This window comes from Rhodococcus sp. 114MFTsu3.1, from assembly GCF_000383555.1.
GTDB lineage: Bacteria > Actinomycetota > Actinomycetes > Mycobacteriales > Mycobacteriaceae > Rhodococcoides > Rhodococcoides fascians_E.
In genome coordinates, this window is the sequence record NZ_KB911552.1 from 37,149 (window position 1) to 50,658 (window position 13,510).

11 protein-coding genes, 1 tRNA gene and 1 pseudogene are annotated in these 13,510 nt (G+C 64.8%); 9 read left to right on the top strand and 4 right to left on the bottom strand.

Features of this window, described 5'->3' with window-relative positions; translation table 11 throughout:
• Positions 1-92 precede the first annotated feature (92 nt).
• The 5 genes from H292_RS0116350 (at position 93) to H292_RS28195 (ending at position 4,854) form a co-directional block, all read left to right on the top strand.
• Positions 93-1,499: an acyl-CoA dehydrogenase family protein gene (locus H292_RS0116350; protein ID WP_019666042.1), complete on the top strand. Its 1,407-nt coding sequence runs from the start codon at positions 93-95 to the stop codon at positions 1,497-1,499.
• 46 nt (positions 1,500-1,545) lie between these two features.
• Positions 1,546-2,769, top strand: coding sequence for an acyl-CoA dehydrogenase family protein (locus H292_RS0116355; RefSeq protein ID WP_019666043.1), 1,224 nt, complete (start codon positions 1,546-1,548; stop codon positions 2,767-2,769).
• 172 nt (positions 2,770-2,941) lie between these two features.
• Positions 2,942-3,277: a YciI family protein gene (locus H292_RS0116360; protein ID WP_027498870.1), complete on the top strand. Its 336-nt coding sequence runs from the start codon at positions 2,942-2,944 to the stop codon at positions 3,275-3,277.
• A gap of 13 nt (positions 3,278-3,290) precedes the next feature.
• Positions 3,291-4,565 carry an RNA polymerase sigma factor gene (locus H292_RS0116365; RefSeq protein WP_020112079.1) on the top strand — a complete coding sequence of 425 codons (1,275 nt, stop codon included), beginning with the start codon at positions 3,291-3,293 and terminating at the stop codon, positions 4,563-4,565.
• 109 nt (positions 4,566-4,674) lie between these two features.
• Positions 4,675-4,854, top strand: coding sequence for a hypothetical protein (locus H292_RS28195; protein WP_141216288.1), 180 nt, complete (start codon positions 4,675-4,677; stop codon positions 4,852-4,854).
• On the opposite strand, the gene H292_RS0116375 is transcribed toward H292_RS28195, so the two are convergent.
• Both H292_RS0116375 and H292_RS0116380 read right to left on the bottom strand, forming a co-directional pair.
• Entirely contained in the window at positions 4,851-5,369 is a 519-nt protein-coding gene (locus H292_RS0116375; RefSeq protein WP_020112081.1) for a heme-degrading domain-containing protein, read from the bottom strand. The genes H292_RS28195 and H292_RS0116375 overlap by 4 nt on opposite strands.
• 159 nt (positions 5,370-5,528) lie before the next feature.
• Positions 5,529-5,605, bottom strand: a tRNA-Met gene (locus H292_RS0116380).
• A 520-nt stretch (positions 5,606-6,125) separates the two neighbouring features.
• On the opposite strand from H292_RS0116380, the gene H292_RS0116390 reads away from it, so the two are divergent.
• Entirely contained in the window at positions 6,126-6,728 is a 603-nt protein-coding gene (locus H292_RS0116390; protein WP_019666048.1) for a transglycosylase family protein, read from the top strand.
• A 107-nt stretch (positions 6,729-6,835) separates the two neighbouring features.
• Here the strand turns inward: H292_RS0116390 and H292_RS0116395 are convergent, their stop codons facing one another.
• The gene (locus H292_RS0116395) at positions 6,836-9,814 is read right to left on the bottom strand and encodes a UPF0182 family protein (RefSeq protein WP_026347936.1); all 2,979 of its coding nucleotides are present in this window, start codon (positions 9,812-9,814) and stop codon (positions 6,836-6,838) included.
• 227 nt (positions 9,815-10,041) lie between these two features.
• On the opposite strand from H292_RS0116395, the gene H292_RS0116400 reads away from it, so the two are divergent.
• Positions 10,042-10,647, top strand: a complete 606-nt coding sequence (locus H292_RS0116400) for a PPA1309 family protein (protein WP_170947479.1) — start codon at positions 10,042-10,044, stop codon at positions 10,645-10,647.
• 10 nt (positions 10,648-10,657) lie between these two features.
• Here H292_RS0116400 and H292_RS0116405 read toward each other — a convergent pair whose 3' ends face one another.
• Positions 10,658-11,680 carry a YlbL family protein gene (locus H292_RS0116405; protein ID WP_020112083.1) on the bottom strand — a complete coding sequence of 341 codons (1,023 nt, stop codon included), beginning with the start codon at positions 11,678-11,680 and terminating at the stop codon, positions 10,658-10,660.
• Positions 11,681-11,785: 105 nt separating this feature from the next.
• Here H292_RS0116405 and H292_RS28875 point away from each other — a divergent pair.
• Together H292_RS28875 and H292_RS0116415 are read left to right on the top strand one after the other, a co-directional pair.
• A pseudogene (locus H292_RS28875) lies at positions 11,786-11,977 on the top strand (hypothetical protein); the annotation flags it as partial.
• 50 nt (positions 11,978-12,027) lie between these two features.
• On the top strand, positions 12,028-13,455 hold the full coding sequence (locus H292_RS0116415) for a zinc-dependent metalloprotease (protein ID WP_020112085.1): 1,428 nt from the start codon (positions 12,028-12,030) through the stop codon (positions 13,453-13,455).
• The last annotated feature ends 55 nt before the right edge of the window (positions 13,456-13,510 follow it).

Here is a 13,510-nt window from a genome sequence, read left to right on the forward strand (position 1 = left end):
CGCGAAGGGCCAACTTCTTACTCGGGAGTAGACAGCTAACTTACCCGGGAGTAAGATAGATCCCGTCCGAGCCCGACGCCGAGAAACAGCTGGTGATCATGAGCAAGCAAGACAGTGTCATCGAGACGAAGCGCAAGGCGCCTCGCGATACATCCGCAGTTGGCCTCAACCCGTTCAAGCGAGACGCCATCGGCACCGCCATGCGTGTGCTCACGGCAATCACCGGGTCCGACCTCGCGGAGAAGTACAACCTTCGCCAGACCATCGACCGCGTGACGTACGAGAGCACCAAGACGGGTTTCAAGACCCTCGGCGCCGCCAACCGCACGTTCGCGAAGGTCACCGGAGGCGACAAGCCGAAACGCCTCGAGGACGCCGCGGTCAAGAACCTCGACTACTTCGACCTCACTCCGGACGACGAGCAGCGCATGATCGTCGAGACCGTCAAGGAGTTCGCCGAGGAGATCCTCCGACCCGCAGCGCACGACGCAGATGCGGCAGCATCGTCGCCCGAGGATCTCGTTCGTCGCTCTGCTGAACTCGGCATCACCTTCATCAACGTTCCCGAAGAACTCGACGGCGCGGCCACCGAGCGTGGCGCCGTCACCAACGCATTGGTGGCGGAAGCGCTTGCCCACGGCGACCTCGGACTCGCGCTTCCCATCCTCGCGCCGAGCGGTGTCGCGGTCGCGTTGACGCAGTGGGGCACCGACGCGCAGCAGAAGACCTACCTGCCCGCGTTCGTCGGTGAGAAGGTCCCGGGTGCGGCCGTCGTGGTCAACGAGCCGCGTGCACTGTTCGACCCGTTCGCTCTGCAGACCAAGGCCGTGCGCTCCCCCAGCGGATTCAAGCTCAACGGCGTCAAGAGCGTCGTGCCTGCGGCGGGTAGCTCCGAACTGTTCGTCGTTGCCGCCGAACTCGAAGGCAGGCCTGCGTTCTTCATCGTCGAGTCCGACACCAAGGGTCTCGTCGTCGAAGCCGATCCGAGCATGGGGCTGCGTGCCGCCGGCCTGGGTCGACTCGTACTGACCGACGTCGCGGTTCCGGAATCCGCACTGCTCGGTGATGGAGACGCAGATCAGCGCGCACTCGACTACGCCGACGCCATCAGCCTTGCCCGGCTCGGCTGGTCCGCTCTCGCAGTCGGCGCAGGCCAGGCCGTCCTCGACTACGTGATTCCGTACGTGAACGAGCGCGAGGCGTTCGGCGAGCCGATCAGCAACCGCCAGGCGGTTGCGTTCATGGTCGCCAACATCGCGATCGAGCTGGACGGGCTGCGCTTGGTCACTCTTCGCGGCGCATCGCGAGCCGAGCAGGGCAAGTCGTTCGCACGTGAAGCAGCACTCGCCCGCCGCCTCGCCGCCGAGAAGGGCATGCAGATCGGTTCCGACGGTGTGCAGTTGCTCGGTGGACACGGATTCACCAAGGAACATCCGGTCGAACGCTGGTACCGCGATCTCCGCGCTGTCGGTGTCACCGAGGGCATCGTCCTCATCTGATTCGCCCCCATCCTCGTAGGCAACTCATCGGTCAAGGACTGAACTCATGATCAATCTAGAACTTCCCAAGAAGCTTCGGGCACAGGCGAATCAGGCTCACCAGGTTGCGGCCGAGATCTTCCGCCCGATCTCTCGCAAGTACGACCTCGCCGAGCACGAGTACCCCGTCGAACTCGACACCATGGCATCCATGGTGGAGGGAATGTCCGACGCCGGTACCGAGGTCGGCGGCGCCGCTGGTGGCCGGGAAAAGGACAGCGAGAGCGCTCCGAAGCCCAGCAAGACCGCCAATGCCAACGGCGGCAACATGGCTGCGTTGGTCAACGTCATCGAAACCTGCTGGGGCGATGTCGGTTTGACACTGTCCATTCCGTACCAGGGCCTCGGCAACTCCGCCATCGCGGCCGTGTCCACCGACGAGCAGCTCGAACGCTTCGGCAAGGTGTGGGCATCGATGGCCATCACCGAACCGAGCTTCGGCTCGGACTCCGCTGCCGTGACGACGACTGCGGTGCTCGACGGAGACGAGTGGGTCCTCAACGGCGAGAAGATCTACGTCACCGCCGGTGAACGCTCGACGCACATCGTGGTGTGGGCGAGTGTCGACCGTTCCAAGGGCCGCGCGGCGATCAAGTCCTTCGTCGTACCGCGTGACGCACCGGGCCTGAGTGTTGCTCGGCTCGAGCACAAGCTCGGTATCAAGGCGTCGGACACCGCCGCTCTCCTGCTCGAGGATTGCCGAATCCCGAAGGACAACCTCCTCGGTTCCGCCGAGGTGAACACCGAGAAGGGTTTTGCGGGCGTCATGCAGACGTTCGACAACACTCGCCCGCTCGTCGCAGGTATGGCCATCGGTGTGGCTCGTGCCGCCCTCGAAGAACTGCGCTCCATCCTCGACGAGGCCGGCGTGGAGATCTCGTACACCACTCCCGCCTACAGTCAGCATGCCGCGGCAGCCGAGTTCCTGCGTCTCGAGGCCGATTGGGAGGCGTCTCATCTGCTCGCGCTGCGGGCCGCGTGGATGGCCGACAACAAGGAGCCGAACTCGCTGCAGGCGTCGATGGCCAAAGCGAAGGCCGGCCGCTCGGCCACCGACATCACGCTCAAGGCCGTCGAACTGGCAGGCAGCTACGGCTACTCCGAGCGCCTTCTGCTCGAGAAGTGGAGCCGTGACGCGAAGATTCTCGACATCTTCGAAGGCACCCAGCAGATTCAGCAGTTGATCGTCGCCCGTCGTGTTCTCGGAAAGACATCCGCCGAACTGAAGTGATGTAGCTGTGACGACGTGGCCCCGTGGACCGTGAGGTTCGCGGGGCCACGTCGCGTATCGACGGAAGAATCGGGTGTCCACCGAAAAACTTCTTCGGGTCGTGTCGAAGACGGCGTATCCCGTTCGTCGTCATCATGTACGCAGACAGAAGAGCAATTCGATGGAGGACACCATGAAGTACATGCTGCTGATCAACGCACCGCGTGCCGATTTCGACAACGGATGCACTCCGTCGGACTGGGTGCAGTACGGCAAGGAGATGCAGGACGCAGGCGTATGGGTCACCGGTCACGCACTGGCCGACCTCACGACGGCGACGACCGTGCAGGTCGATTCGTCCGGAGAACGCAGCATCACCGACGGACCGTATGCGGAGACCCGCGAGGTTCTGGGGGGCTTCGAGATCATCGATGTCCCCGACCTCGACGCCGCGTTGGACTGGGCCGCACGGTGCCCCGGTTCCAAGGGCGGGGGCTCCGTCGTCGTCCGTCCTGTCGCCGAGTACTGACGGCGTCACGCCGGTGTCCGACGACGTACGCGCCTCCCTCTCGGACGTCTTCAGGGAGGAGCACGGGCGACTTCTGGCGTCGATGGTGCACCGCTACGGCGACATCGACCTGGCCGAGGAAGTCACCTCGGAAGCGATCGAGGTTGCGTTGCAGCGTTGGCCGATCGACGGAGTGCCCACGAAACCCGGCGCCTGGCTGTTGACCACGGCCAGGCGCCGGGCGGTCGATCGCCTCCGCAGAGATCGGACGCTCTCGACCAAGCTGGCGATACTTCAGATCGAGCAGGATCGCGCGGGTATCGGGCAGCGAACCGAGTCGCTCGCGGCCGGCGCCTTCGACGACGACGTGCCCGATGAACGGCTGCAGATGTTCTTCATGTGCGCGCATCCAGCACTGAACGTCGACGACCGAGTTGCGCTCACGTTGCGTTGCCTCGCGCAGCTCACGACCGCCGAGGTGGCCCGGGCTTTCATGATCCCGTCATCGACTGCGGGTCAGCGAATCTCACGGGCCAAGAAGAAGATCCGAGAGGCCCGGGTTCCGTTTCGAATACCCGGCCCCGACGAGCTGCCCGCCAGACTGACGGTGGTGCTGCAGGTCGTGTATTCGATTTTCACCGAGGGGTACGCGGCGTCGAGCGGTGACGACCTGGTCCGTGTCGATCTTGCCGACGAGGCAATTCGGCTCGCCCGTATCCTGCAGGCCCTGCTGCCCCGCGAACGGGAGGTGACGGGATTGCTGGCGCTCATGTTGTCGGTTCACGCGCGCTCTGCGGCACGAGTGGACGGCGACGGAACGCTCGTGATGCTCGACCAGCAGGACCGGGCCCGGTGGGATCGGGAGATGATCGACGAGGGAGCCGACCTGACCGTACGGGCGCTGACGGGCGGAGCCGCCGGCCCCTACTCGGTACAGGCCGCGATTTCAGCCCTCCACGTGGAGTCGGAAACGTGGGAGGCCACCGATTGGGCGCAGATCGTGGAACTGTACGGCGTGTTGATGTCGCTCGCCCCGTCTCCCGTCGTCGCTGTGAACCGAGCAGCCGCAATTGCGGTGCGCGACGGGCCGGTCGCTGGGCTGATGGAGCTCGACGCGTTGGCCGACGAACCCGCCCTGCAGGCCTACTCGCCGTATCACGCTGCTCGCGGCGACGTACTCAGCCGCCTCGGTGCATCGTCGGACGCAGCGACCTGTTTCGAGCGCGCGTGCGCGACTGCCGGGTCGATACCCGAGCGCGATTACCTCCGACGGCGGGCCGACGAAGCTCGGGAGGCCGCGGGCTCGTGATGCCCGAAACGGACTGCAGGGTCACTGTCGGATGGACGAGTCCGACGCTGCCCGCTCGGGGCCGGAACCGACACTCATAGACTGAGAGGACTGCAGGAATCGATATTCGATGGAAGTGAGGGCAACGATGTCCGAGTGGGCGAAGAAGATCAAGGACGAAGCCAAGGGACTCATCGCCGAGGCCGAACAGGAGCTCACGGCTCTCGAGGGGGTCGATACCGTCGACCTCACCGCGGACGAGACGGATGAATCGTCCGCAGCGAGCACGGAATCGGATTCCTCGAGCTAGTTGCCGACCCGCAGTTCGGCTGGAATCGCGCGCGATCGATGCGAAGCAAGGGCGTCGACGACCATCTGATGGTCGTCGGCTTCCGGCAGGCCCGAAATCCCGATGACGCCGATGAGTGACCCCGCTACTCGAATGGGAACAGCTCCGCCTGCTGCTGCGTATCGGCTGTTGTCGTACCGCGATTCGGCGTCGAAGTCCCGACCTTCCGATCGATACTGACTGCCTACCCCGTACGACGAAAGATTGTGTCGGCGAACGGTGTTGATCTTGTAGCCGACCCAGTCGTCGTTCACGGCCGTGCTGCCGGCGACGGCCGCGTGAAAAACCCGCTGCTCGCCGAACACGATCGATACGACTATCGGCAACCCTGTGTCTCGGGCTGCGGCAACCAAGGTAGATCCGACAGCCCAGGCATCGTCGTAGTCGAAGCGCTCGAAGCCGATCAGCTTCTCCTGCTCCACGACTCGCGCATGCACAGCGGCCCACCGTGCCTGTTCCTCGTTCACATCTGCCATTGCCGTCTCCTGTCGCGAACCATTAAGTCTTTATGTCCTGACAAACTACCGGAACGCCGCCGAAGGCCGGCCGAGTGGACTGCATGCGAGCGAAAGGGCGCTCACCTCGGGCACACAGCAAAGAACCCGGCACCGTCGAACGGTGCCGGGTTCTTGCGTTGGTAGCGGGGACAGGATTTGAACCTGCGACCTCTGGGTTATGAGCCCAGCGAGCTACCGAGCTGCTCCACCCCGCGTTGCAAGAGATGAAGTTACCCGAAGGTGTCCGCCGGATGCAAATCGCGTGCACAGCCGTCGACAAGTACACCGTTGCGTCGTTCGACATGCGAAATACCGGAAACAACAGCCGAAACCAGTGCGCTGGACCACAGAAACTGCGTGAGACATCCCACATAACAGCTATGTAACGAACGGGACTCGAATACATTCCGGGGCCGTCCCACCTGCAGTTTCACCAATACCCGTCTCACATGATGGACAGGGGGTTCCCGAATTCTTTGTGTGACGTCACGACGATCCTCGACTACCTTCACGGTCGGCCCTACAACGCAGGGTCAGTACCGCCCCCGCCGCTGCATCGCTCTGCCCCGCGGGGAACGGTTCCCCGATACGCACGGGGGCAGAGCCGCAACACGTACGACGCCGCGCACCGAGTCCTCCCGCCGGCCTCTCGTACACGGTGCCCGGAGACGACCACGAACGATCGTCGTCCCCTGGCTGGGTTGCGCAGGCAAGCGCGGAGAGGATTCACCCCGCATGACCAAGGAAACTCATTTCGGCAAGCGTGCACTCGGATGGGCCGCCGTTACCGGCGCCGTCGTTGCGATTCCCCTCGGCCTTTCCGTGGGCACCGCCAGCGCAGCCGAGCACAACTGGGACGGCGTCGCACAGTGCGAGAGCGGCGGCAACTGGAACATCAACACCGGAAACGGCTACTACGGCGGCCTGCAGTTCTCGCAGAGCACCTGGACCGCCAACGGCGGCACCGGATCGCCGCACAACGCCTCGAAGGCAGAGCAGATTCGCGTTGCCGAGAACACGCTGCAGAGCCAGGGCGTCGGCGCATGGCCGGTCTGCGGCCAGAACCTCACCACCGGTGCATCCACCCCGGAGCCCGAGGCAGCCCCCGCTGCACCGGCCGCACCCGCTGTCGAAGAGGCACCCGCTGCTCCCGCAGCACCGGCACTTCCGGTCGCGCCCGAGTTCCAGGCACCGGCGCAGCAGGCTGTCGATCAGGCAACCGCAGCAGCCAAGCAGGGCTTCGACGCCGCAAAGGGCATTGCAGACCAGTACGGCCTGAGCGCTCAGTTCGAGCAGCTCGTCAGCACCAACCCGGTTCTCGCGTCGATCGGACGCTGAATCCGTCCGCAGGCTTGACCTGCTGATATACGAAGGCGCCCGCACCGCTTCAGGAAGAGAAGCGATGCGGGCGCCTTCGTGTGTGCGGCTGCCGGATCAGTGCACGGTCAGTTGGCGTTGTACGCGTCGATGGCCTGCTGAAGGGCATCGAACGCGTCACCCAGACGACCCAGGTCGCCGCTCTGCTGCGCAGACCTGACGTCGGCCAGAGCAGAGTTCAGACGCTGCACCTCCGCGGCCGATGGCTGACCACCGGTCGCCGGCGGCGTGGTCGCCGGTGCCGGCGCCGTTCCCTGCTCGGTGCCGTTCGCTGTGTCGGGCGCTTCCGCCGTCGACTGCGGATCCGCGGCGTCACCTCCCGGTGCCGTCGCCGCGGTACCTGTACCCGATCCGAAGACCTGGTCCAAGGCCTCGGACAACGTTGCGGCGTACCCGACGCGGACGCCGCCTCCCGAACCTGGCTCGCGGTAGCTGACGAGAACCCTGGTCAACTGTGGGAACGTCGACGTCGAAGCCGTGTTCCGTTCGGTGTACAGCGGTTCGACGTACAGAATGCCGCCGTTCGCGATGGGCAGGGTCAGCAGGTTGCCGTACTGAATCGTGTTGGACTGCTGAAGAAGCGTCCGATCCGAGGCCACGCGCGAATCCGATGTCATCGAGTTCTGCGCCTGCTGTGGACCCTGCGTCTGCGTGTTGGTCGGTAGCTGCAGCACCGTGAACTTTCCGTAGTTCTCCGGATCCGAACGCACCGAGATGTACGCGGAGAGAAGTTCACGGTTGAACCCGACCATCGCACTGGTCAGACGGAACGACGGTTCACCGGTCTCCGGATCACCGATCAGCACGTAGTACGGAGGCTGATTCAAGTCCGTTCCGCCGTCCACCGTCGGATCACTGGGAACCGACCAGAACGCGTTGTTGGTGAAGAACTCACTGGGGTTGTCGACGTGATACTTGGCCAGCATCTCGCGCTGGATCTTGAACAGATCCTCCGGGTAGCGGAAGTGCGACCGAAGCTCCGGCGAAATATCCGACTCCGGCTGAACCGAATCCGGGAACACACCCATCCACGCTTTCAACACCGGGTCGGTGTCGTCGACCTGGTAGAGCGTCACGGTGCCGTCGTATGCGTCGACGGTGGCCTTGACCGAGTTCCTGATGTAGGACACTTCCTCGCGCGGGAGCGGCCTGCCGGTCGTGGGCTCGATGCTGTCCGCGGTCAGACCGTCCAGCGACGCCCGCTGCGCGTACGGGAAGTTCTCCAACGTGGTGTAACCGTCGACGATCCAGACGATCTTGCCGTCCACGACCGCCGGGTAGGAGTCCGTGTCGGTCGTCAACCACGGGGCCACCTTCTGGACGCGGTCCCGAGGATCGCGGTTGAAGATGATCTTGGAGTCGTCACCGATGGCGCCCGAGAACAGAATGTTGCGCTCGGCATACTTCGCCGCGAAGGCGAGACGGTTGAACCAGTTGCCGACCGAGACGCCGCCCGCACCGGTGTAGGTGTAGTTGGAATCGTCCGTGTCGTATTCACGGTCACCGGCGCCCGTCGCGCCGACGATGGCGTAGTCCGGGTCGGCCTGGGCGATCACCTCGCCGTAGTAGATGCGAGGTTGATCGACCGGGATGACCTGATCCTGGCCCTGCGAGGCGATGTCGCTGACGGTGTAGATCGGGTAGCCGCTGTTGCTGGTGGCACCCTCTGCTGTCGGATCCTCGACGGCCGCGTTGACGCGATTGGCCGGCGCGGCGACGAAGCCGTTTCCATGGGTGTAGACCGTGTGGCGGTTGATCCAGTCGGTCTGGTTACCGGTCAGGGACTCCGGCGACAGCTCACGGGCGGCGACGATGTAGTCCTGGAGCTGGCCGTCGATCTCGTAACGGTCGACGTCCAGGGTCGACGGGAAGCCGAAGAAGTTCTTCAGCTGCTGCTGCTGGGTGAACGTGCGAGACAGCACGTTCGGATCCAGAAGACGAGTGTTGGCGATGGTCGTGATGTCCGCGTCGCTCTCGCGGGGATTCTGCGAGCCTTCTCCCGAGTACGGCTGGTACTCCACCTGATCGTCCCCGATGCCGTACGCGTCACGCGTCGCGGCGATGTTGCGCTCGATGTACGTACGCTCCTTCTCGGCCGCGTTCGGTCGGACCGAGAACTGCTCCATCAGCAGCGGGAAGACCGCGCCGACGAGAATGGAGGACAACACCAGGAGTGCCGTCGCGAGAGCGGGAACACGCAGATCACGGAGGAAGATCGCGGCGAAAAAGGCTGCGGCACAGATCAACGCGATGGCGAGCAGGATCAGCTTGGCAGGAAGCACCGCGTTGATGTCGGTGAAGCCGGCACCGGTGAAGATGGGTTCCTTGCGTCCGCTGGACAGCAGCGAGTACCGGTCCAGCCAGTACGCGATCGCCTTGAACAACACGAACGATCCGGCGAGCACCGCGAGCTGGATGCGCGCCGCGCGGGTCAGAGCGCCCTCACGACCCGCCAGCCGGATTCCGCCGAAGACGTACTGCGTGAGCAGGTTTGCGAAGAATGCGATCAGCGTCGCGACGAACAGCCAGTTCAGGATGAATCGGTAGAACGGCAGATCGAACGAGTAGAAGCCGTAGTCCAAGTTGAACTGTGGGTCGGTGATTCCGAATTCGCCACCGTTGAGGAACAACTGGACCGTCACCCAGTTGGTCTGCGCGATCAGTCCCGAGATGATGCCGAACGCCAACGGTATTCCGATACCGAACAGGCGCAGACGGCTCATCACCGTGGTGCGATAGCGGGCGACCGGATCGTTCGGACCGGCGACCGGAACGAACACCGGCCGATTGCGGTACGCGAGCAGCAGCGACGCGAAGACCACCGCGCCGACGAACAATCCGACGACCAGGAACAGAACGACGCGCGTCAGCAGCGTGGTCGTGAAGACCTGCCGAAAGCCGACCTCCCCGAACCAAAGCCAGTTCGTGTAGGTGTCGATGAGGCGAGGGCCGACAAGCAGCAACGCTGCGAGGACCAAAGCCAGAACAAGTAGAATCCGTCCGCGCCGCGACAGCGACGGTAGACCGGTTGGGGCCCTCATGCCCACGTGCCACACTCCAACTTCGGGCGATACACCTAGGTATCGCTGATGGGGTTCGACGGCGCACCGAGTGCGTCGCCTGTCCGATTTGGGAACCACTGTACGGAACGGCGGCACCGGCCGCTGACACCCCTTCGTCCTGCGCGCGCGGACCATGGGTCGGCGACGGCCGAACAGCGGAATGGGAAGATGGGCGGGTGAGCGATTTCAGCGACGACCTGTTCCGTGACGGCGTGGAACCCAACGCCGACAACGATGCCCTCGGTGCCGCTCTCGGGCGGTGCGCGCGCGAGGTCGCCGACTTCGTGGACGGTGAAGGCTGGGGTCAGGTCCCCCAGCTGTTCGCGCTGGTTCCCACCGAACTTCTGGCGGCCGCCGAACCCGGACTGCTCGACGACCTCGCCGACGGTGCGTTGCTCACCCCGATCCAGCAGCACTCGCTACCCGAGGACATCACCGGCGGATCGCCCGCGCTCGACGAATTCCTGGCCACCACGACGTGGCCGGACGGTGTCGTCGGGTGCGCACTGGTGCAGGAGATCGTCGTCCTGCCTCCCACCGCGGAGTCGGCACTCGACGACGCACTGGTCCCACTTCTCGCCGACCGAGACGCGGCCGACGACGCCGCCCGCGCCGCCGCCCATGCGCATCCCGACCGCAAGGACGGCAGGCTCATCGCAGCCGTGCTCAAGGACGGTCCGTCCCTGACCCTTCTGCAGTTGCAGCCCGACGAGGACGCGGATCCGTTCGCCCCGGTGGAGCTCCTGCTCTACGAGGGCCTTGCACCCGGCATCGTCGCCGCCCTGCACGCGACATTCGACCTCGTCGAGGACGACTGACCTCGGTTCGTCAGCAGCTGGGCGCGTCTTCCCCGCGGCCGAGGGCATCGAGCGAGTCGATGGCTCCGTCGAGCGAGTCGACCTTGACCAGACGAAGTCCGGCAGGAACGTTCTGCGACGCCTCGTCGCAGTTCTGCGACGGCACCAAAAACGTCGTCGCCCCGGCCTCACGCGCAGCGATCAGCTTGTACGGAATGCCGCCGATCGGCCCGACTGCTCCGGCCGAATCGATGGTGCCGGTCCCGGCGACGAAATCGCCGTTGCTCAGCTCGCCGGGACTCAACTTGTCGACGACGGCCAGGCTGAACATCAGACCGGCCGAGGGCCCGCCGACGTCGGCCAGGTTGAACGTGACCGTGAACGGAACGTCGGGCTCCTCGGCAGGTGTGACCCCGAGGTAGCCGGACTCCGCATCGTCGGGACGGGAACCGAGCACCACCGACTCGGTCCGGGTGGCACCGTCCTTCTCCACGACGATGTCGACGGACTCCCCCGGTGAGCGAGCACTGACCGACTCACGCACAGCGCTGACCGAAGCGACGGGCTCCCCCGCCACCGACACGAGCCGCTCACCTTCGTTCAACAGGCCTGCGGCCGGACCGTCGGGCGCCACCGAACCGACGACGAGAACAACGGGCAGTCCCAGATGGTGCAGCGCCGCGAGCTGAGCACTGTTCTCGGACTGTTCGAAATCGGCCTGATTGCCTTCCTGGACCTCTTCTTTCGTCTTGTTCGGCGGATACACCTCCTCGCGCGGGACGAGCCCTTGCCGTCCACTCGCCCAGTAACCGAGCGCTTCGAAGATGTTCAGCTGATCACGCACCGCCACCGTCGTCATGTTCAGATGCCCGGTGGTGGGATCGACATCCGTCCCGTCGATCTGCACGACAGGAACCCCGTCCGCATCACCGAGGGTGTTGTACGTCGGTCCCGGTCCGAGCGCAGCGAACGGAACCGTCACGACGGTACCGACCACACCGAGCACGACAACCGGTACGAGGGCGGCGACAAGAGTGGCAATCCGACGATTCACCCGACAAACATAGATCCGCCGACTGTGACGACGATGTGAGACCCCCGTCAGAACCCACCACGTTCATTCCGCAGGCTCCACTCACAGCCTCCCCGTTCATTCCGCAGGCTCCACTCACAGCCCACCGGTTCATTCCGCAGGCTCCACTCACAGCCCACCGGTTCATTCCGCAGGCTCCACTCACAGCCCACCGGTTCATTCCGCAGGCTCCACTCACAGCCTCCTGGTTCATTCCGCAGGCTCCACTCACAGCCTCCTGGTTCATTCCGCAGGCTCCACTCACAGCGTTCGCCGTAAGCGTGATCACCAGCGGTGCTGTTCGCGCCCTCGCCTTGTACCGTTGACTTATGAGCAATTTCGGTTTTCAGGGCTCCGACGAGGATCCGGACAAGAAGAAGGATCAGAGCGGTGGCGAGGGCTCCGGCGGTAATCCCGGCGGTTTCGGCTTCGGCACCGAGGGTTTCGATCCTGCGGCCCTGGGGCAGATGCTCACCCAGTTCGGGCAGATGTTGAGCGGCATGGGTACGCCCGGTGCCGGTGGCTCCGCTGCGGGCCCGGTCAACTACGACCTGGCCAAGCAGTTGGCACGCCAGCAGATCGGGGACTTCACTCCCGTCGGCAAGGGCAAGGCCGACGCGGTCTCCGAGGCCGCTCATCTCGCGGAACTGTGGCTCGACGGCGCGACGACTCTTCCCGCTGGTGCGTCCAAGACGTCGGCGTGGACTCCGGTCGACTGGTTGGAGAACACGATCGACACCTGGAAGAGGCTGTGCGATCCGGTGGCCGAGCAGATTTCCGGAATGTGGACTGCCGGTCTGCCTGCCGAAGCGCAGCAGATGGCGGGACCGATGATGGGGATGCTCACGCAGATGGGCGGCATGGCGTTCGGTTCCCAGCTCGGCCAGGCGTTGGGGCAGCTGTCCAAGGAGGTTCTGACGTCGACCGACATCGGAATTCCCCTCGGACCGAACGGAGTGTCCGCGCTTCTCCCCGAGTCCATCACGGCGTTCACCGAGGGGTTGGAACAACCCGAACGTGAAGTTCTGGTGTTCCTCGCAGCCCGCGAAGCTGCGCACCAGCGCCTGTACAGCCACGTTCCGTGGCTTCGTCAGCGCGTGCTGGCGACGGTCGAGGAGTACGCACGCGGTATCAGGATGGACTTCTCGGCCATCGAGGAAGCCGCGTCGGGCCTCGACCCGGCGTCGCTGACCGATCCGTCGAAGATCGAGGAGATTCTGCAGCAGGGCGCGTTCGAGCCGCAGACGACTCCCGAACAGAAGCAGGCGCTCGAACGACTCGAGACTCTGCTCGCCCTCGTCGAAGGCTGGGTGGAGACGGTCGTCTCCGAAGCCCTCGGGGAAAGGCTGCCCGGCGCCGTGGCGCTCGCGGAAACCATTCGTCGCCGACGTGCATCCGGTGGACCGGCCGAGCAGACGTTCGCGACGCTCGTGGGCCTCGAACTTCGTCCGCGCAAGGTTCGCGAAGCAGGCGATCTGTGGCGTCGACTCACCACCGCCGCAGGGATCGAGGGACGCGACGGCGTCTGGGCCCACCCGGACCTCCTGCCGGTGTCGTCCGATCTTGACGACCCGGCCGGGTTCGTCGACGGCGTCATCGGCGGAGGGTCCAGCTCCTTCGACGACCCCATCGCTCAGCTCGAGGCCATGGAGGCTCAGGAACGAGCAGCCAAGAACAAGTCGGACGAGACGGACACGGACGACGGGGACAAGAAGGACGCGGACGAGAAGGACGGGGACGCCGGCAGCACCGGCTGATCCCGAATTCACGGTCGACGAGGGGTGTGCCGAAATTTTCGGCGCATCCCTCGTT

Excerpts from the sequence above, each read along its gene's own strand:
- H292_RS0116375 (WP_020112081.1), bottom strand. The coding sequence starts at position 5,369 with ATGGCAGATGTGAACGAGGAACAGGCACGGTGGGCCGCTGTGCATGCG.
- H292_RS0116360 (WP_027498870.1), top strand. The coding sequence starts at position 2,942 with ATGAAGTACATGCTGCTGATCAACGCACCGCGTGCCGATTTCGACAAC.
- H292_RS0116390 (WP_019666048.1), top strand. The coding sequence starts at position 6,126 with ATGACCAAGGAAACTCATTTCGGCAAGCGTGCACTCGGATGGGCCGCC.
- H292_RS28195 (WP_141216288.1), top strand. The coding sequence starts at position 4,675 with ATGGAAGTGAGGGCAACGATGTCCGAGTGGGCGAAGAAGATCAAGGAC.
- H292_RS0116355 (WP_019666043.1), top strand. The coding sequence starts at position 1,546 with ATGATCAATCTAGAACTTCCCAAGAAGCTTCGGGCACAGGCGAATCAG.
- H292_RS0116415 (WP_020112085.1), top strand. The coding sequence starts at position 12,028 with ATGAGCAATTTCGGTTTTCAGGGCTCCGACGAGGATCCGGACAAGAAG.